This window comes from Chimaeribacter sp. YP20170169 (assembly GCF_056739715.1).
Genome location: NZ_CP176824.1, coordinates 979117 through 997511, shown reverse-complemented (window position 1 = coordinate 997511; position 18395 = coordinate 979117). Strand labels below are relative to the sequence as shown.

Sequence of the window (18395 nt, the reverse complement as noted above, 5' to 3'; positions counted from 1 at the left end):
GCAAGAGAGCCGGGCGCCGCCCCGGCCGGGTTCCGTTCGCCCAAGGCAGGGCGCAGTGCGTCGAGCCGTCTCCTTCAGCTGACGTGATAGTGAGGTTCTCTACAGATGCCCAATTTTTTCATTGACCGGCCCATTTTTGCCTGGGTGCTGGCCATCATCCTCTCCCTGTGTGGGGCGCTGGCGATCATGTCATTGCCGGTGGAGCAGTACCCCGATCTGGCCCCGCCCAATATCCGCATCACCGCCAACTACCCCGGTGCCTCGGCGCAGACGCTGGAGAATACCGTCACGCAGGTGATTGAGCAGAACATGACCGGGCTGGATAACCTGATGTACATGGCCGCCGACAGCAGCAACACCGGGCAGGCGCGGGTGACCCTCACCTTTTTGGCGGGCACCGATCCAAATGAGGCGATGCAGCAGGTGCAGAACCAGCTACAGGCGGCGCTGCGGCGGCTACCGCAGGAGGTGCAGCAGCAGGGGGTGACGGTCACCAAGACCGGCGACACCAACCTGATGATGGTGGCCTTTGTCTCCACCGATGGCAGCATGGATAAGCAGGATATCGCCGACTACGTTGCCACCAACCTCCAGGATCCGCTGAGCCGGGTGAATGGCGTCGGCAGCATTGACGCCTACGGCTCGCAGTATGCGATGCGCATCTGGCTCAACCCGGACAAGCTGACCGACTACCAGCTCACCACCGCCGACGTGGTGGACGCCATCAGCGAGCAGAACAGCCAGGTGGCGGTCGGCCAGCTGGGCGGCGTGCCCTCGGTGGAGGCGCAGGCGCTCAACGCCACCATCAACGCCCAGTCACAGTTGCAGACGCCAGCGCAGTTCCGTGACATCACATTGCGCGTCAATCAGGATGGCTCCGTGGTCAGGCTGGGTGACGTGGCGCAGGTGGAGCTGGGGGCGGAGAAGTATGACTACCTCAGCCGCTACAACGGTATGCCAGCCTCCGGCATGGGCGTGAAGCTGGCGTCGGGCGCCAACGAGCTGGAGACCGACAAGCTGGTGCGCGCGCGCATTGAGGAGCTGTCGCACTACTTCCCGCACGGGCTGGAGGCCAAGATTGCCTACGAGACCACCCCCTTCGTTAAGGCTTCTATCCACGATGTGGTCAAGACGCTGTTTGAGGCGATCCTGCTGGTGTTCTTGGTGATGTACCTGTTCCTGCAAAATTTCCGTGCCACCCTGATCCCGACCATTGCGGTGCCGGTGGTGCTGCTCGGCACCTTTGCCGTGCTCTACCTGTGCGGCTTTAGCATCAATACCCTCACCATGTTCGCGATGGTGCTGGCGATTGGCCTGCTGGTGGATGACGCGATTGTGGTGGTGGAGAACGTCGAGCGGGTGATGAGTGAGGAGGGACTGGACCCGCGCGCCGCCACCCGCAAGTCGATGGGGCAGATCCAGGGGGCGCTGGTGGGCATCGCGCTGGTGCTGACGGCGGTGTTCGTGCCGATGGCCTTCTTCGGCGGCACCACCGGTGCCATCTACCGGCAGTTCTCGCTGACCATCGTCTCCTCGATGGTGCTGTCGGTGCTGGTGGCGCTGATCCTCACCCCGGCGCTCTGCGCCACCCTGCTCAAGCCGGTCAAGCCGGGCCATGCGGCGCGGCGCGGGTTCTTCGGCGGCTTCAACCGCGCCTTTGACCGGGCAATGCAGCGCTATGAGCGCGGCGTCGGTATGGTGCTCAAGCGCAGCCTGCGCTTCATGCTGATCTACCTGCTGCTGATTGGCGGGCTGGTCTGGCTGTTCATTACGCTGCCCACCTCCTTCCTGCCGCAAGAGGATCGCGGCGTATTCACCGTGCAGGTGCAGTTGCCGGTCGGCAGTACCCAGCAGCAGACGGTGAAGGTGGTGGAGAAGGTGGAGCACTACTTCCTGACCAAAGAGAAGGGGCCGGTGCAGTCGGTGTTCGCCACCATCGGCTCCGGGCCGGGCGGCAACGGGCAGAACGTGGCGCGGCTGTTTGTGCGGCTGGCGGACTGGGATGCGCGCGGCGCGGAGAACACCGCTGACGCCATCATCGACCGCGCCACCCGCGCCTTCAGCCAGATCAATGAGGCACGGGTGATCGCCAGTAGCCCGCCAGCCATCAACGGACTGGGCAACTCCGCCGGCTTTGACATGGAGCTGCAAGACCATGGCGGGCTGGGCCATGAAGGGCTGATGCGCCTGCGCGATGAGCTGCTGGATCTGGCTGGCAAACAGCCAGATTTGGCGCGGGTGCGCCACAATGGGCTGGATGACAGCCCGCAGTTGCAGGTGGACATTGACCAGCACAAGGCGCGGGCACTGGGCGTGTCGGTGGATGACATCAATGACACGCTGAAAACCGCCTGGGGCTCGACCTACGTCAATGACTTCGTGGACCGTGGCCGGGTGAAGAAGGTCTATGTGCAGTCGGCGGCGCGCTTCCGCATGTTGCCGGAGGATATCAACCGCTGGTATGTGCGCAACACGGCTGGCAGCATGGTGCCCTTCTCCGCTTTCGCCACCAGCCACTGGACTTATGGCTCGCCGCGTCTGGAGCGCTACAACGGCTACGCCGCGCTGGAGATTGTTGGTGAGGCGGCACCGGGCGTCAGTACCGGTACGGCAATGGACACCATGGAGCGGCTGGTGCGCCAGCTGCCGGGCGGCGCCGGGCTGGAGTGGACCGGCATGTCCTACCAGGAGCGCCTCTCCGGCTCGCAGGCACCGGCGCTCTATGTGCTGTCGCTGCTGGTGGTGTTCCTCTGCCTGGCGGCGCTCTACGAGAGCTGGTCGATCCCCTTCTCGGTGATGCTGGTGGTGCCGCTGGGGGTGATTGGCGCGGTGGCCGCCACCTGGCTGCGCGGGCTGGAGAATGACGTCTACTTTCAGGTGGGGCTGCTGACCATCATCGGCCTGTCGGCCAAGAACGCCATTTTGATTGTGGAGTTCGCCAATGAGCTTAACCAGAAGGGGCAGGATCTGCTGGCGGCCACCCTTGAGGCGTCACGGATGCGGCTGCGGCCGATTTTGATGACCTCGCTGGCCTTTATCTTCGGCGTGTTGCCGATGGCCATCAGTCACGGCGCTGGCTCCGGCAGCCAGCACGCTGTCGGCACCGGTGTGATCGGCGGGATGATCACCGGCACCTTCCTGGCGATCTTCTTTGTGCCGCTGTTCTTTGTGTTGGTGCGCCGCCGCTTCCCCGGCAAGCGCCCGGTGCGTGATACGGCGAAGGCGGAGGAGAAACCCGCGCCCTGACGTCCATAAAAAAGGGCCGCACCAAGAGTGCGGCCCTTTTAGATCATAAAACTTTTCATTCATAAAACAAGAGAGCGTGTGCTGTGAGTGACTTTATTAAAAAATGTTTTTAAAAAGTTACCCCTTTCGGGATAATAGATCTCAGACGTAACGGCCTGTCTTGTTATTACTTCATCGCTGTGTTACTTGCGCAACATCTCTTCGATGAAATCTTTCCAGTTACTGACTTCTTGCTCAACCATAACAACCTCACTGATAAACTGAGGGCGATTTTACGCGCGTTTTTTATACTTGTGAATCCCCCTGAACAACTATTTATCGCTATTTTAGCGATGGGTTTGATAGCCATCACACCCCTATTCCGGCCTGAGCACTTTAAGTTATTTATCCCTGGAGACTGATAGCCAAAGGCGTTTAATCGGCTATTTTTGGGCATTTGTTTATTGGATTTTAATTAATTGTTAAATCTTTTAACAACCCCTACTCTCTCTTACGAATGGACACTCCCGCTGGTTGAAACCGTTCAACTTGTGAACATTTGGCATTTTAAGTGGTTAAAATGCGTACTATGAGCATAGTGTCTGGATAGACCAGCTGGGCCACGCATTTTATCGTTGCCAAATGCCTGTCAGGATGATTTTATAAAACCGGCCCATTGCCATCCGAACTTCAACCTGTTCACGGCCTGTTTTCTTTTCCTGTTAGCTTAATATCGATTATAGAGTAATTTCAGGCAACCATTTATTTATTGGTGTATCATTGCCATTTAATGAGAATATTAAAAAACAGATTGCTTATATTAAAACGAGGCATTAAATATAAATAGACCCATTTATTCAGGCGTGATCTTTCATTATTTCCACGCTTTTATTGCTTCCCATCAGGCGCGCACTTTTTCCAAACAAATCAAGGCAGCGACTTTTTGTCAGAGGATTTTCTTATGGGTGATTCCTATTGCCGGGCGTCGCTGGAATATCTTACTCTGGCCTCTCCTTAACGGAACGGAAACCTTTATGAGCCACTCTGACGCCATCCTCGTTACCCCTGCCCAACCGCACCACTTCACTGCCATCCAGCAGATTTATGCCCACCATGTGCTCTATGGGTTGGCCTCCTTTGAAACCACACCGCCGGACAGCGCTGAGCTGCTGGCGCGTTACCAGAAGGCGCAGGAGAGCGGTTTGCCGTGGTGGGTGGCGCTGGCCGACGGGCACGTATTGGGGTACTGCTACCTCGCGCCCTACCGCCCGCGCGCGGCCTATCGCTATACGGTGGAGGATTCGGTCTACGTACACCATGAGGCGGCGGGCCGCGGCGTCGGCAAACAACTGCTGGCGACGGCGATTGCCTGGGCGGAGCAGCAGGGCTACCGGCAGATGGTGGCGAACATCGGTAACAGCGAGAACCATGCCTCGCTGGGGCTGCACCGGTCGCAGGGATTTTGCATCGCTGGCACCCTGCGCGCCGTAGGGCTGAAGCATGGCCGCTGGCTGGATACAGTGCTGATGCAGCGTGATCTAGGCGCGGCCGATCGCACCCTGCCGGAGTGAGCAACCCGTAGATTGCCGCCGCGCCGCCGCTGTGGCTGGAAAGCCCCGCCATTTTGCCGCATTATGTGGAGATGCCGGGCTGGCCGCGCATCCGCGGGCGCGCCGCTCTATGTTGATCCTTCGTTATAGGTAATTGTTTTCATGGCAGAGTCCACCACCGCCCCCCACCTCACCCTCTATGGTATAAAAAATTGCGACACGGTAAAAAAGGCCCGCCGCTGGCTGGACGAACAGCAGGTCGCCTACCGTTTCCATGACTACCGGGCAGATGGCCTGACCACCGAGATGCTGGAGCGCTTTGTTGCCCAGCAGGGCCATGAGGCGCTGCTCAATACCCGTGGCACCACCTGGCGCAAATTGGGCGAGGCCGAGCGCCTCTCCATCACTGACGCGACCACCGCCATTCAGCTGATGCTGGCGCAGCCGGCGGTGATCAAGCGCCCGCTGCTGGTCAGCGGCGATCGCTCCCTGCTGGGCTTTGATGCCGGGCGTTACCAGCAATTCGTGGCCGAGGAGCAATAAGATGACATGTCCGGTCATTGATCTGGCGCAGCAACTGATTAAGCGCCCCTCCCTCAGTCCTGACGATGCAGGCTGTCAGGCCATTTTGATCGCGCGTTTGCAGGCGCTCGGTTTTACTGTGGAGCCGATGCACTTCGGCGATACCCAGAACTTCTGGGCGTGGCGCGGCGAGGGCAAGACGCTGGCGTTTGCCGGCCATACTGACGTGGTGCCAGCGGGCGATGAGTCACGCTGGATCAACCCACCGTTTGAGCCAACCATCCGCGACGGCATGTTGTTTGGCCGTGGCGCGGCAGACATGAAAGGCTCGCTGGCGGCGATGGTGGTGGCGGCGGAGCGCTTTGTGCAGAGCCACCCGCACCATCGCGGCCGGTTGGCCTTCCTGATCACCTCGGACGAGGAGGCCAGCGCCACCCACGGCACCGTGAAGGTGGTGGAGGCGCTGATGGCGCGGCAGGAGCGCCTCGACTACTGTCTGGTCGGTGAGCCTTCCAGCACCGAGCGCGTCGGTGACGTGGTGAAGAATGGGCGGCGCGGCTCGATGACCGCCAACCTCTATATCCACGGCGTGCAGGGGCATGTCGCCTACCCGCATCTGGCGGACAACCCGGTGCACCGCGCCATGCCAGCGCTGAATGAGCTGGTGGCGACCGAGTGGGATCAGGGCAATGAATTCTTCCCGCCCACCAGTATGCAGATTGCCAACGTGCAGGCAGGCACCGGCAGCAACAACGTCATTCCCGGCGAATTCTTCGTGCAGTTTAACTTCCGCTTCAGCACCGAGCTGACGGATGAGCTGATCAAGCAGCGCGTGCAGGCGCTGTTGGAGAAGCACCAACTGCGCTACACCATTGAGTGGAAAGTCTCCGGCCAGCCCTTCCTGACCGCGCGCGGCGAGCTGGTGGATGCGGTGGTGAAGGCGGTCGAGCACTACAATGAGCTGTCCCCGAAGCTGGAGACCACCGGCGGCACCTCTGATGGCCGCTTTATCGCCCGCATGGGCGCACAGGTGGTGGAGCTGGGGCCAGTAAACGCCACCATCCACAAGATCAATGAGTGCGTGAACGCGGCTGATTTGCAACTGCTGAGCCGCATGTACCAGCGCATCATGGAGCATCTCATCGCATGATCAGCGACGAGATGCTGACCGGCCGCAGCGAGGCGCACCTCGCGCCGCTCAGCGGCCCGCACCGCCTGCAACCGGAGGCGGTGCAGGCGTTCCTGCGCCTGCAACAGGCCGCGGCGGCGGCGGGCTTCGATCTGCAACCGGCCAGCACGTTTCGTGACTTCGATCGGCAACGCGCCATCTGGAATGGCAAATTCCACGGCGAGCGGCCACTATTGGATCACCAGAGCCAGCCGCTAGAGGCGCTGGCGCTGGATGTCCCGGCGCGCTGCGAGGCGATCCTGCGCTGGTCGGCACTGCCCGGCACCAGCCGCCACCACTGGGGCACCGATCTGGATATCTACGATCCCTCGCGGCTGCCTGCCGGACAACGGTTGCAGCTGGAGCCGTGGGAGTACCTGCCCGGCGGCTATTTTGCCCCGCTGACCGCCTGGCTGACCGCGCACATGGCTGAGTATGGCTTCTACCGCCCCTTTACCGAGGATCGCGGCGGGGTGGCGGTGGAACCCTGGCACCTGAGCTACCGCCCGCTGGCTGCGCCGCTTGAGGCAAGGCTGACGCCGGAGACGGTGGTCGCGGCTTGGCAGGGCAAGGATGTGGCGGGGGCCGATTGGCTCTGCGCCAATATTGATAGGCTGTTTACGCGTTTTATACGCACGACGCACGGAGAGTAACTATGCACTGGATAGCCGATTACTGGTGGGTTTTCCTGATTATTCTGGTGGGGATCATCCTCAACGGCATCAAGGAGTTACGCCGTCTGGACCACAAGCGTTTTCTGAATAACAAACCGGAAATCCCTCCCCATCGCGACAACAATGCGCAGTGGGATGATGAAGACGACTGGCCAAAGAAAAAGTAACCCTCGGGGGCGGCGCTGGCCGCCCCTTCTCATTTCTGGCCTCTTTAGCCGCCCGCCGCCCACGCCTGCCACTGCGCGCACTGCGCGTTATCCAGCGCGGTCAGCGCCGTGGCCGTCTCCTCGCGCCAACGCACCAGCAGTGCCTTGCGCCCCGCCAGCGCCAGCTGTTGCGCCAGCACCGGCGGCGTGATGCCCTGTTGCAGGTGCGCCCGCAATGCTGGCAGTGGCAACGCGCTATGCCGCAGCAGGCGCTGGAGCGCGCCGAGGCTCGCCTCCAGCGGCCGGTGGGCGAAGGCAAAACCGGCCAGTTCGCGCCAATCCTCCTGATCAAAGCCCTGATCCCCGCTCGCCAGTGTCAGGTCAAGCTCCCGGCTGGCGGGCTGCCACGGCCAGTCGCGCGCCAGCCGCCGCCCCGCCTCCTGCGCCAGCGCCTCTCCCGCCGCCGAGAGTGGCAGCAGCGCCATCGCCGCGTAGCAGCCACTGCTCGCCTCACGCTGTGAGCCGATGCGCGCCAGCTGGAAGCCGCAGCGCTGCCAGAAGGCCCAGAGCGTCGGGGTATAGCCAAAGCTGACGGAGAGCGCATCCAGCCCGCTGGCAGCGGCATGGGCCGCCTGCTCAGCCACCAGCCGTTGCCCCAGCCCCTGTCGACGCAGGCCGGGCTGCACCGCGATGCGGCTGATGCGGCGCGAACGCAGCAGCGGCGCGCGCCACTGGCCGCCGTGTGCCGCCAGCGACTGGGCGATCAGGTTGCCGCGCGGCCGACGGCGGCCAGCCCACACCTCGCGCGCCAGCGGTTCCGCCAGCCCGCCCTCCTCCACCAGCCAGAGCGCGCCGCCTACATTTTCGCCCTGGCAAGCGGCAATAAAGTGCTGGCCGGGCGCATCCAGCAGGCGTCGCAGGTCAAGCGGCGTGGTGCGGTAGTGGGCGGCGGAGAGCAGGCCGTAGAAACTGGCCAGCAGCGCCGGGCGCGCCAGCCAGTCGGGCTGTGCGACGGTGATAAGCGTGGGCGGCGGCGCGGGGGTGGCAGCGGTGGGCGCGGTTTCCTCGCCCATCAGCAGCACCCGATCCAGCAGGCGCTCGAGCGGATCGTGTTCCGCCCAGCGGATCGGGCTGGTGAGCCGCAGATCGTGCCAGAGGGGCAGCTCGGCGCAGAATTTCAGCAGGAAGCCGCGCCCGGTGCCCTCATACCCCTGCACGGTGGTGGTGAGCAGCACGTGCGGAAAGTGGCGGATCAGCGCATGTAACAGCGGCGCGGGGATGGCGGCCGCCTCATCCACCAGCAGCCAGTCGACGTCCGGCGCTTGCTGGCGGCAGGCCGCGAGCAGGGCGTCCGGCGCCATAAACGGCAGCGCCTCGCCGGCCCAGCGGCTGAGCGTAGCGGCGGCCTGTCGGCTTGGGGCGGTCAACAGGCAGCGCGTGGGGGCCTGCGCGGCCAGCATCCCCGCCAGTGCCGATTTGCCGCGCCCGCGCGCCGCCGTCACTACCCAGACACCCGGCCTGGCGGTGCGCAGGCGCGCCAACAGCGCGTGTTGGCAGGGGGTCGGCTCGCCCGGTGGCGGTTGCCATGCCGGGCGGGCGTGCCAGTCAGGCAGGCGCAATGGCTCGCCCTGCCGCCAGAGCAGGCTTTCGCGCTCCTGTAGCAGCAATCGGCCAAGGTGGGTAACAAAATGGGGGTAGCGATGGGCTGGGGCTGTTCGCTCCAGCGCAGGGTGTCGCGATCGGGCTGCTGCGGCCAGCGTTGCCAAGGCGGCACCAGCAGCAGCAGCCAACTGCCAGCGGCCAGTGAGCCAGCCAGTGCGGCCAGCGCATCCGCCGCCAGCCCGTCACTGGCATCAAAGACCGCATGTTGCCGCTCGCTGCCGAGCAGCTGGCGGGCCTGCTCCGGCGGCAGTGCGCCCGGTAGGGCCGGGTCAGCGGAGATCCAGAGCACCTCCTGTGCCAGCGCCGCCATCAGCGCCTGCGCCTGCGCCACGCACCACGCCCGCTCGCCGCTGATAACCAGCAGCCGCCGAATACCGGCGTGCTGCATCGCCCGCTGTGCCTCCACCCACTCTCTCATCTTGCCCTGCCCGCTCAGCCTTACTGGGCGGCAAAGGTATCACAATCCTTGTAGTTCCCGCTGTCAAAACCGCGCTTGAACCAGCTGTAGCGCTGCTCCGAGGTGCCGTGGGTAAAGCTGTCCGGCACCACGCGCCCCTGGCTCTGCTGTTGCAGCCGGTCGTCACCAATCGCCTGCGCGGCGTTCAGTGCTTCCTGCACGTCACCTGCTTCCAGCACGTTCTGCTGCTGCATCGCATGGCCCCAGACGCCGGCGAAGCAGTCAGCCTGCAACTCCAGCTTCACCGATAAACGGTTGACCGCCACCTCAGAGGCACCCTGCTGCATCTGGCGCACGCGGCGCTCAATGCCGAGCAGGTTCTGCACATGGTGGCCCACCTCATGCGCCACCACGTAGCCCTGCGCAAAGTCGCCATCCGCGCCCAGCTTATCGCGCATCTCCTGATAGAAGGAGAGATCGATGTAGACGGTGCTGTCAGCCGGGCAGTAGAACGGCCCCATCACCGACTGGCCAGTGCCGCAGCCGGTGCGGGTGGCGCCGCGGTACATCACCAGTTTGGGCTGGCGATACTGCTGGCCGGACTGCTCGAAAATGGTGCCCCAGGTGTCTTCGGTGGAGGCCAGAATCACCGAGGTGAATTTTGCCAGCTCATCATCCTGCGGGCTAATGTTGCTCTGCTGGCTCTGGGTCAGCCCCTGTCCGCCGCCGCCCAGCAACGGGGTAAGGTCAATGCCGTAGTAGCCAGCCACCAGCACCACTACCACGATCAGGATGCCGCCCTTGCCGCCAATCGGCACGCGGAACCCGCCCCCACCGCCGCCGCCCTCGCCGCGCCGATCCTCAACATTGTCGCTCTCTCTTCTCCCTTGCCAACGCATAAAATGTGCTCCGATCTGGTTATAGTCTCCCTTTAGCGTAGTCCAAATCTTGTAGGGGGATGGGCGGGGTAGAAATGCGGCAGGCGGCCTGTGGGGGCCGCCTGCCGGGAGAGGGAGAGTAATCGATTGCGCGGTTAGTCGAGCGATACACCGATGCGGGTAGCGACTTCCTCATAGGCTTCAATCACGCCGCCCAGGCTCTGGCGGAAGCGGTCCTTGTCCATTTTGTTCAGGGTGGCCTTGTCCCACAGGCGGCTGCCGTCTGGTGAGAACTCATCACCCAGCACCACTTCACCGTTGAACAGGCCGAACTCCAGCTTGAAGTCCACCAGGATCAGGCCCGCGTCGTCGAACAGCTTGCTCAACACCTCGTTGGCGCGGTAGCTCAGCTCTTTCATGCGCGCCAGGTTCTCTTCATTCACCCAGCCGAAGGTTTTGCAGTAGGATTCGTTGACCATCGGGTCGTGCATGGCATCGTTCTTCAGGAACAGATCAAACAGCGGCGGGTTCAGCACCAGACCCTCTTCCACGCCCAGACGCTTCACCAGCGAACCGGCCGCGCGGTTGCGGATCACGCACTCGACCGGCACCATCTCCAGCTTCTTCACCAGCGCCTCGTTGTCCGAGAGCAGGCGCTCCATCTGGGTCGGGATGCCCGCCTCTTCCAGCTTGGTCATGATGAAGTGGTTGAACTTGTTGTTCACCATGCCCTTGCGGTCGAACTGTTCAATACGTTCACCATCGAGCGCTGACGTATCATTGCGGAATTCCAGCACCAGCAGGTCAGGGTTTTCAGTGGTGTAGACAGTTTTCGCCTTTCCGCGATACAGCTCAGCTAACTTTTGCATCTTAACTTACTCCAGTGATTTGACTCTTCAAGAGAGAGGGTAACGTTTGCGTCGCCGTTGCGGCAACAAAAATCTGCGGGTGCCGACCCACCGCGGCACCAATAAAAAAGGGGCCGAAGCCCCTTTGGTTATTTCGCCGGCACCTGGTTAAAGGCTGCCTGGAACACTGCCACCAGCGCGTCGTTTTGCGACTGCGTCAGCGGGTGCCCTTTCGAATCAATGAACTGCAGGCTGCTGCGGTTGTCGAGGTCACCCAGCTGCACTTTGTAGTCGCCGTCCTTCACCTCGACCGGCTCCTTGGCACCCAGTGCATCCCAGTCGCTGTCGCTGGCTTTGTAGGTGACCGAGAGCGTACCCTGCGGGCGGCTGCTGTCTTTGACATTCATGCCGACACGCGCCAGCGTGCGCGGCAGGCGATCCCACACCTGGGCGTACGGTGCACGGATAATCAGCACCGGCAGTCCGGTGTCATCACTGCCACTGGTGACGTTGAAGCTGCTGGTGTCGCGGCCAGCGCGGCTGCTCGCCAGCTCGGCGTTGATCTTGTCGATGCCGCCCACCAGCACGTTGAGCATCTCGCCATTGTAGCGCTGGATGTCAGACGGGGAGGTGATGGCCTTGTCCTGCTGTTGCAGCTCCAGCGTCCGCACGCTCAGTGCCAGCTGGTAGCCCTGCGGCGCGACGGTGATCTGGTAGCGGCCCTTGTACTGGTAGTCCTCATCCGCGCGGTTCCACTGCACCCAGTCGGTGGTCAGCGTCTTGCTGCCGTCGTCGCGGCTGGCGATGCCGTAATTGTTCTGCTGCACCACGCGCACCACATCCGACCACAGGTTCTGGTTCTGCGGGCTGTTCTCCAGCAGGATGGTGCCACTGTCACCGCTCATCTGGGAACGCGAGCCGTTCAGCAACGGCAGCGGCTGCACCGGCGGGCGCACATCCAGCTGCTTGCCGACGCTGCCTTTGAGGGTCACGGCTGGCACGTCATAGGAACCATCCTGCAACGGCAGGATCATGCCAGCGGGCGCTTGCAGCTCTTTCAGCGCCGGGGCATCAAGATAAGCCTCGTCGCCGCTGACCTGACGCTTGTAACGCTGGTCGCTGGAACAGGCCGCAAGCAGCAAAACGAGGGACACGCCCACAACCTTCGCGACACGCGACTTATGCAATGAATGAACCATTAAATCTCCCTAAGAATTACAGCAAACCGGCACGTTTCAGCGCCTGCTCCACCACCGGGCGGGCCGCGTCGCTCAACGGCGTCATCGGCAGGCGCAGGGTGTCGTTTGCCATCAGCCCCAACGCCTTACAGGCCCACTTCACCGGAATGGGGTTAGCTTCAACAAATAAATCCTGATGCAACGGCATCAAGCGCTGATTAAGACGGCGGGCTTGCACGAAGTCGCCCTCCAGCGCGAATGCGCAGAGTTGCGCCATCTCGCGGGCCGCCACGTTGGCCGTGACCGAAATCACGCCCTTGCCACCCAGTTGCATGAAGTCCAGGCCGCTGGCGTCATCACCGCTCAGCAACACAAAGGCATCATCATTTACCAGCTCTTGGATCTGGCTAACGCGGCTTAAGTTCCCTGTCGCCTCTTTGATTGCGACAATATTCTTCAATTTGGCCAGCCGCGCCACTGTCGCAGGCAGCATATCGCAGCCGGTGCGGGAGGGGACGTTGTACAGGATCTGCGGCAGCGCGGTGTTTTCCGCGATTGCGCGGAAGTGCTGGAACAGCCCCTCCTGCGTCGGCTTGTTGTAATAGGGGGTGACGGTCAGGCAGCCAACCACGCCGCTCTGCTCGAAGCGCCGGGTCAGCGAGATGGCTTCGGCCGTGGCGTTGGCGCCGGTGCCGGCGATCACCGGGATGCGGCCATCGGCCAGCTCCAGGGTTTGCATCACCACATCACCGTGCTCATCGTGACTCAGGGTGGCGGATTCGCCCGTGGTGCCCACGGACACAATCGCCGAAGTACCGCTGGCGACATGATAATCAATCAGTTTTTTAAGGCTCGCGCGATCGACAGCACCTTTGTCGTCCATCGGCGTAACCAGTGCAACAATACTTCCGGTAAACATTGGCCATCCCCTCCACAAACAGGTGACTCATGGTACGTTTGACCCTCGACCAAAAGCAAGCAAACAACCTGGTTGTAAGCGCTTGGCAGGCGGTTTTTTTTATGTTTACCATGTTAACCCCACGAAGCAGGACAGGAAGAGTGATTTTGCCGCAGTCACATCAACACTATCTGGTGATAACCGCGCTGGGCGCCGATCGCCCCGGTATCGTCAACACCATTACCCGCCACGTCAGCAGCTGTGGCTGTAATATTGAAGACAGCCGGCTTGCCATGCTGGGTGAGGAGTTTACCTTTATCATGCTGCTCTCCGGCAGCTGGAACGCCATCGCCCTGATTGAGTCGACCCTGCCGCTGAAGGGCGCGGAGCTGGAGCTTTTGATCGTGATGAAACGCACCCACTCCCATGGCCGCCCGGCGATGCCCTCGACGGTCTGGGTGAAGGTGGAGGTGAAGGACTCACCGCACATTATTGAACGCTTTACCGATCTCTTTGACTCACATCAGATGAACATTGCTGAACTGGCCTCCAAGACCCAGCCCGCCGAGGGCGAGCGGCCGCCGCAGCTATCGATCCAGATCACCGCGCACAGCCCTGCCAACACCGATTCATCAATTATTGAACAGGCTTTTTACCAGCTATGTACAGAATTGAATGCGCAAGGCACTATTAGCGTCGTGAACTATCCCCCTCATGATGAGAAAGATGGAGAGTAGTGATGAGCCCACTGAAAGCCGGTGATACAGCGCCGCAATTTAGCTTGCCCGATCAGGACGGCGAATTGGTCAATCTGTCCGACTTCCAGGGACACAAAGTCCTGGTCTATTTCTATCCGAAAGCAATGACGCCCGGTTGCACCGTGCAGGCCTGCGGCCTGCGTGACAACATGGACGACCTGAAAAAAGCTGGCGTGGACGTGCTTGGCATCAGCACCGACAAGCCAGAGAAGCTGTCGCGCTTTGCCGAGAAGGAGCTGCTGAACTTCACGCTGCTCTCCGACGAAGACCACCAGGTGGCGCAGCAATTTGGCGTCTGGGGCGAGAAGAGCTTCATGGGCAAGACCTATGACGGCATCCACCGCATCAGCTTCCTGATTGACGCCGCAGGTAAGGTGGAGAAGGTGTTCGACGAGTTCAAGACCAGTAACCACCACGACATCGTGATGGATTACCTGAAGTCCAGCGCCTGATTGCCGCTGCCATAAAAAAAGCGCGCCCGGCGCTTTTTTTATTGGCGGCACTACGCCTCCGGAGCCGGCGGCGTCTCTGGCCAGGCATGCACCACCGCCTTCACCAGCGTTGCCAGCGGGATGGCAAAGAATACCCCCCAAAAGCCCCATAGCCCGCCAAACACAATTACTGACAGGATAATCACCAGCGGGTGCAGGTTCACCGCGCCGGAGAAGAGTAGCGGCACCAGCAGGTTGCCATCCAGCCCCTGAACCACCAGATAGGCAATCATCAGCGTCCAGAAGTCCGCCCCCAATCCCCACTGGAACAGCGCCACGCCCACCACCGGCAGGGTGGCGATCACCGCGCCGATATAGGGGATCAGCACCGAAAAGCCCACCAGCACCGCCAGCAACAGCGAGTATTGCAGCCCGAGCACCAGAAACACCAAATAGGTGGCAACGCCAACCACCACCATCTCCAGCACCTTGCCACGGATATAGTTGGTGATCTGCTGGTTCATCTCCTGCCACACCTGCCCGGCCAGCCCACGGTTGCGCGGCAGCACCCGCCGCACCGCCCCCAGCATCTGCGCCTTATCCTTCAGCAGGAAAAAGAGCATCAGCGGCACCAGCACCAGGTAGATGGAGAGCGTCAACAGCCCGACCAGTGACGCCAGCGAGAAGCTGACCACTGACCCGCCGAGCACCGTCAGCCGGGTGCGCACATCCTGCGCCATCATGTCGAGGATGCCGGCGTCCACCAGCGCCGGGTAGCGCCGTGGCAGGCTCTGGGCGTAGCTATAGAAGTGGTTGACCATCGCTGGCAGGTCGGTCACCAGTTTGACGCCCTGCTGCCAGGTGAGCGGCGCGACCACCAGCAGCCCGAGCAGCACCACGCCAGCAAACAGCGTCAGCACGATGCCCGCCGCCCACCCGCGCGAGCAGCCGAGGCGCTCCAGCCGGGCGGTGGGCCACTCCAGCAGGTAGGCGAGCACAATCGCCACCAGCAGCGGCGCCAGGATGTCGTTGAAAAAATAGAGGATGCAGAAGCCCACTAGCAAAATCACCAGCAAGGCGATGGCCTGCGGATCGGTGAAACGGCGGCGATACCACTGCAATAACAACTCAAACATGCATGACTCCAGAGAAAACAACCCCTGCCCGCCGGTGGGCGTTCCATTACCCCCGCAGGCTGGCTAAGATAGAAAAATGACGCCGCACAGGAATCTGTTACCCCGTCAGGAGTCTATGGAGGGCTGGGTGACACCCCAAGGAGCACCGGCACGCTTTGCCATTTTGCGTCATCGACTGCCAGAGAGACGCCACAGGCACCCTCTCCGCTAACATCAGGATATTACAAGGGATAGCGTCATGGCTTTATCATTTCGACACTCTGTTATCGCATTGCTGGTCGGCACCCTGTCACTCTCGGCCGCCCTGCCCGCCGCGGCGGATTTCACCACTGACCAACTGCCGGACATCGGCACCACCGCTGGCGGCACCCTCAGCATCGGCCAGGAGATGCAGATGGGGGACTTCTACGTGCGCCAACTGCGCGCCAGCACCCCGCTGATCAACGATCCGGTTCTGATTCAGTATATCAACCAGCTGGGCAACCGGCTGGTGGCGCAGGCCTATTCGGTCAAGACGCCGTTCCACTTTTTTCTGGTCAACAACCAGGAGATCAACGCCTTCGCCTTCTTTGGCGGCAACGTGGTGCTGCACTCCGGGCTGTTCAACTACACCGACAATGAGAGCGAACTGGCCTCGGTGCTGGCGCACGAAATCTCCCACGTCACCCAGCGCCACCTGGCGCGGGCGATGGAAGACCAGCAGCGTAACGCCCCGCTGACTTGGGTCGGCGCGCTCGGCTCCATCCTGCTGGCGATGGCCAGTCCGCAGGCTGGCATGGCGGCGCTGACCGGCACGCTGGCTGGCGCGCAGCAGGGGATGATCAGCTTCACGCAGGCCAATGAGCAGGAGGCGGATCGCATCGGCATTCAGGTGTTGCAGCGCGCGGGCTTTGACCCGGAAGCGATGCCGGCCTTCTTGCAGAAGCTGGCAGACCAGTCGCGCACCTCCTCCGCCCCGCCGGAGATGCTGCTGACCCACCCGCTGCCGGACAGCCGGCTGGCGGACACCCGCAACCGCGCCAACCAGATGCCGCGCGTGGTGGTGCGATCCTCGCTGGACTTCCTGCTGGCGAAGATGCGCGTGCTGGGCATGTATGGCAGTGACGAGGGCCGGCTGAGTGAGGATGTGCTGGGGCCGCTGGAGCGCGGCAACGTGCGCGAGCAGACGGCGGCGCGCTATGGCCGCGCTATCCTGTTTTATCAGGCGAAAAAATATGCCGACGCCGCGCGCCTGCTGGAGTCACTGCTGGCGCAAGACCCCGGTAACGTCTGGTATCTCGATCTCTTTACCGACGTCGATCTCGGCCAGAACCGCGCGCCGCAGGCCATTGCCCGGCTGGAGAAGGCCAACGCCGCCAACAAAAACCCGGTGCTGCAACTCAACCTGGCTAATGCGGAGCTGGAGGGCGGCCGGCCGTCCGACGCGCTGCGCATTCTCAACCGCTATACTTACAGTCACCCGGACGATCCGAATGGCTGGGAGCTGATGGCGCAGGCCGCCGCGAAGCAGAACCTGCGCGCGCAGGAGCTCTCCGCCCGCGCGGAAGGATTGGCGTTGAATGGCAAGATTGATCAGGCGATTGAGCTGCTGAGCAATGCCAGCGCCCAGTCACGGCTCGGCAGCCTGGATCAGGCGCGCTACGACGCGCGCATTGACCAGTTCCGGCAGATGCAAAAACGCTTTAGCCAATACCAACGTAGCTGACCTTACGGCACGCCCGGCGTGCCGGTTTACCCACTTTTCAGGAAGCCTATTATGCAAACCGTCTCGATCTACCATAACCCGAATTGCAGCAAGAGCCGCGAGGCACTGGCCCTGTTGGAGCAGCAGGGCGTCAAGCCTGACATCATCTTCTATCTGGAGACCCCGCCCTCCTTTGACACACTGCAAACACTGGTGCACCAACTGGGCCTCTCCTCGGCGCGCGACATGATGCGTCAGGGCGAGGAGATCTATCAGGAGCTGAAGCTGGCGGAGGAGAGCAGCGAGGAGGCGTTGATTCAGGCGATGGCCGATCACCCGCGGCTGATTGAGCGCCCGATTGTGGTGGCAAACGGCAAGGCGCGCATTGGCCGGCCGCCGGAGCGGGTACTGGAGATCCTGTGACGCCGCGCCCGGCTACAGGTTAAGGATCTCTTTGACGAAGGGAATGGTGAGCTTGCGCTGGGCAGTGATGGAGGCACGGTCAAGCTGGTCGAGCGTCATGAACAGGGTGCGCATCTCGCGATCGAGCCGCTTCAGCAGGAAGCGGCCCACGTCTTCCGGCAGTTCAAAAGCGCGCAACTTGGCGCGCAACTGCAATGCCTGCAACTTCTCCTCATCCGACAGCGGCAACAGCTTGTAGATCTGCCCCCAATCGAGGCGCGAAGCCAGATCAGGCAGTTGCAGGCTGAGCTGGCGCGGCGGGCGGTCACCGCTGATGAACAGCCGGGTGCGGCCACTCTCCAGAATGCGGTTGTAGAGGTTAAAAATCGCCATCTCCCACGCCTCATCACCGGCGATGCACTCGATATTGTCGATGCAGACCAGCGCCAGCTGCTCCATGCCATCCAGCACTTCCGGGACAAAATAGGCGCGCTTGTCGAGCGGCACATAGCCGACGGCTTCACCACGCAGGGATAGCTCGGCACAGGCCGCGTGCAGCAGGTGGCTGCGGCCGCCGCCGACGCGGGACCAGAAGTAGATGTAGGTCCCATGTTCCTGATTCAGTGCATTGTGGATGGCAGCGAGCAGGGAGGGGTTCTCCCCCGGATAAAAACTGGCGAATGTCTCATCATCCGGAAGATAGAGTGGCAATGAAAGCTGTGCCGGTGTGTTCAGAAGCACCTCAACCAAAAACTGGCAGTAAAACCCGGCGAGTCTACCACACAAACGGCCGCCAGTAGAACCGGCGGCCGCACAATGTGGCCGGGGCGGCGGCGGG

Annotated in this window: 17 protein-coding genes and 1 pseudogene; 10 read left to right on the top strand and 8 right to left on the bottom strand. The window is 62.0% G+C overall.

The genetic code is table 11. The annotated features are described in order from the left end of the window. Positions 1-105 precede the first annotated feature (105 nt). The gene (gene acrD / locus ACK3SD_RS04560; RefSeq protein ID WP_481126915.1) at positions 106-3246 is read left to right on the top strand and encodes a multidrug efflux RND transporter permease AcrD; all 3141 of its coding nucleotides are present in this window, start codon (positions 106-108) and stop codon (positions 3244-3246) included. Positions 3247-3428: 182 nt separating this feature from the next. Here the strand turns inward: acrD and ypfM are convergent, their stop codons facing one another. Further along, positions 3429-3488, bottom strand: coding sequence for a protein YpfM (ypfM, locus tag ACK3SD_RS04555; RefSeq protein ID WP_137764898.1), 60 nt, complete (start codon positions 3486-3488; stop codon positions 3429-3431). A gap of 771 nt (positions 3489-4259) precedes the next feature. Here ypfM and ACK3SD_RS04550 point away from each other — a divergent pair. From ACK3SD_RS04550 to ACK3SD_RS04530, 5 genes are all read left to right on the top strand, one after another. Further along, complete coding sequence (locus ACK3SD_RS04550) at positions 4260-4796, top strand: N-acetyltransferase family protein (protein WP_481126914.1); 537 nt, start codon at positions 4260-4262, stop codon at positions 4794-4796. A gap of 141 nt (positions 4797-4937) precedes the next feature. Continuing rightward, positions 4938-5318, top strand: a complete 381-nt coding sequence (locus ACK3SD_RS04545; RefSeq protein WP_481126913.1) for an ArsC family reductase — start codon at positions 4938-4940, stop codon at positions 5316-5318. Between the two features lies 1 nt (position 5319). Next, the gene (gene dapE, locus ACK3SD_RS04540) at positions 5320-6447 is read left to right on the top strand and encodes a succinyl-diaminopimelate desuccinylase (RefSeq protein WP_481126912.1); all 1128 of its coding nucleotides are present in this window, start codon (positions 5320-5322) and stop codon (positions 6445-6447) included. Continuing rightward, a complete protein-coding gene (locus ACK3SD_RS04535; RefSeq protein ID WP_481126911.1) occupies positions 6444-7118 on the top strand; it encodes a M15 family metallopeptidase in 675 nt (224 codons plus the stop codon). The genes dapE and ACK3SD_RS04535 overlap by 4 nt, the downstream gene beginning before the upstream one ends. 2 nt (positions 7119-7120) lie before the next feature. Continuing rightward, entirely contained in the window at positions 7121-7306 is a 186-nt protein-coding gene (locus ACK3SD_RS04530) for a YpfN family protein (protein ID WP_137762462.1), read from the top strand. Positions 7307-7350: 44 nt separating this feature from the next. Here the strand turns inward: ACK3SD_RS04530 and ACK3SD_RS04525 are convergent. The 5 genes and pseudogenes from ACK3SD_RS04525 to dapA all read right to left on the bottom strand — a co-directional run bounded on the left by ACK3SD_RS04525 (position 7351) and on the right by dapA (position 13167). Next, positions 7351-9335, bottom strand: a pseudogene (locus tag ACK3SD_RS04525) (tRNA(Met) cytidine acetyltransferase TmcA). Between the two features lie 50 nt (positions 9336-9385). Continuing rightward, entirely contained in the window at positions 9386-10243 is an 858-nt protein-coding gene (ypfJ, locus tag ACK3SD_RS04520; RefSeq protein ID WP_481126910.1) for a KPN_02809 family neutral zinc metallopeptidase, read from the bottom strand. Positions 10244-10377: 134 nt separating this feature from the next. After that, positions 10378-11091 (bottom strand): phosphoribosylaminoimidazolesuccinocarboxamide synthase, encoded by a 714-nt coding sequence (gene purC, locus ACK3SD_RS04515; RefSeq protein ID WP_481126909.1) that lies wholly within the window; start codon positions 11089-11091, stop codon positions 10378-10380. Between the two features lie 128 nt (positions 11092-11219). Beyond that, positions 11220-12269 (bottom strand): outer membrane protein assembly factor BamC, encoded by a 1050-nt coding sequence (gene bamC / locus ACK3SD_RS04510; RefSeq protein ID WP_481126908.1) that lies wholly within the window; start codon positions 12267-12269, stop codon positions 11220-11222. Positions 12270-12285: 16 nt separating this feature from the next. Next, complete coding sequence (gene dapA / locus ACK3SD_RS04505; protein WP_137762458.1) at positions 12286-13167, bottom strand: 4-hydroxy-tetrahydrodipicolinate synthase; 882 nt, start codon at positions 13165-13167, stop codon at positions 12286-12288. A gap of 146 nt (positions 13168-13313) precedes the next feature. On the opposite strand from dapA, the gene ACK3SD_RS04500 reads away from it, so the two are divergent. Both ACK3SD_RS04500 and bcp read left to right on the top strand, forming a co-directional pair. Next, positions 13314-13883 carry a glycine cleavage system transcriptional repressor gene (locus ACK3SD_RS04500; protein WP_481126907.1) on the top strand — a complete coding sequence of 190 codons (570 nt, stop codon included), beginning with the start codon at positions 13314-13316 and terminating at the stop codon, positions 13881-13883. 2 nt (positions 13884-13885) lie between these two features. Beyond that, positions 13886-14356, top strand: a complete 471-nt coding sequence (gene bcp, locus ACK3SD_RS04495) for a thioredoxin-dependent thiol peroxidase (RefSeq protein WP_481126906.1) — start codon at positions 13886-13888, stop codon at positions 14354-14356. 50 nt (positions 14357-14406) lie between these two features. Here bcp and ACK3SD_RS04490 read toward each other — a convergent pair whose 3' ends face one another. After that, the gene (locus ACK3SD_RS04490; RefSeq protein ID WP_481126905.1) at positions 14407-15471 is read right to left on the bottom strand and encodes an AI-2E family transporter; all 1065 of its coding nucleotides are present in this window, start codon (positions 15469-15471) and stop codon (positions 14407-14409) included. 238 nt (positions 15472-15709) lie between these two features. Between ACK3SD_RS04490 and bepA the strand changes: the two genes are divergently transcribed. Further along, a complete protein-coding gene (gene bepA, locus ACK3SD_RS04485; protein ID WP_481126904.1) occupies positions 15710-17176 on the top strand; it encodes a beta-barrel assembly-enhancing protease in 1467 nt (488 codons plus the stop codon). Positions 17177-17227: 51 nt separating this feature from the next. After that, positions 17228-17578, top strand: coding sequence for an arsenate reductase (glutaredoxin) (gene arsC, locus ACK3SD_RS04480; RefSeq protein WP_481126903.1), 351 nt, complete (start codon positions 17228-17230; stop codon positions 17576-17578). Between the two features lie 12 nt (positions 17579-17590). Here arsC and hda read toward each other — a convergent pair whose 3' ends face one another. Further along, positions 17591-18298 carry a DnaA inactivator Hda gene (gene hda, locus ACK3SD_RS04475; RefSeq protein WP_481127492.1) on the bottom strand — a complete coding sequence of 236 codons (708 nt, stop codon included), beginning with the start codon at positions 18296-18298 and terminating at the stop codon, positions 17591-17593. Between the last annotated feature and the right edge of the window lie 97 nt (positions 18299-18395).

Bases quoted from the DNA above. Each gene is read 5' to 3' on its own strand.
- acrD (WP_481126915.1), top strand. From the start codon at position 106: ATGCCCAATTTTTTCATTGACCGGCCCATTTTTGCCTGGGTGCTGGCC.
- ACK3SD_RS04550 (WP_481126914.1), top strand. From the start codon at position 4,260: ATGAGCCACTCTGACGCCATCCTCGTTACCCCTGCCCAACCGCACCAC.
- ACK3SD_RS04545 (WP_481126913.1), top strand. From the start codon at position 4,938: ATGGCAGAGTCCACCACCGCCCCCCACCTCACCCTCTATGGTATAAAA.
- dapE (WP_481126912.1), top strand. From the start codon at position 5,320: ATGACATGTCCGGTCATTGATCTGGCGCAGCAACTGATTAAGCGCCCC.
- ACK3SD_RS04535 (WP_481126911.1), top strand. From the start codon at position 6,444: ATGATCAGCGACGAGATGCTGACCGGCCGCAGCGAGGCGCACCTCGCG.
- ACK3SD_RS04530 (WP_137762462.1), top strand. From the start codon at position 7,121: ATGCACTGGATAGCCGATTACTGGTGGGTTTTCCTGATTATTCTGGTG.
- ypfJ (WP_481126910.1), bottom strand. From the start codon at position 10,243: ATGCGTTGGCAAGGGAGAAGAGAGAGCGACAATGTTGAGGATCGGCGC.
- purC (WP_481126909.1), bottom strand. From the start codon at position 11,091: ATGCAAAAGTTAGCTGAGCTGTATCGCGGAAAGGCGAAAACTGTCTAC.
- bamC (WP_481126908.1), bottom strand. From the start codon at position 12,269: ATGGTTCATTCATTGCATAAGTCGCGTGTCGCGAAGGTTGTGGGCGTG.
- dapA (WP_137762458.1), bottom strand. From the start codon at position 13,167: ATGTTTACCGGAAGTATTGTTGCACTGGTTACGCCGATGGACGACAAA.
- bcp (WP_481126906.1), top strand. From the start codon at position 13,886: ATGAGCCCACTGAAAGCCGGTGATACAGCGCCGCAATTTAGCTTGCCC.
- ACK3SD_RS04490 (WP_481126905.1), bottom strand. From the start codon at position 15,471: ATGTTTGAGTTGTTATTGCAGTGGTATCGCCGCCGTTTCACCGATCCG.
- bepA (WP_481126904.1), top strand. From the start codon at position 15,710: ATGGCTTTATCATTTCGACACTCTGTTATCGCATTGCTGGTCGGCACC.
- arsC (WP_481126903.1), top strand. From the start codon at position 17,228: ATGCAAACCGTCTCGATCTACCATAACCCGAATTGCAGCAAGAGCCGC.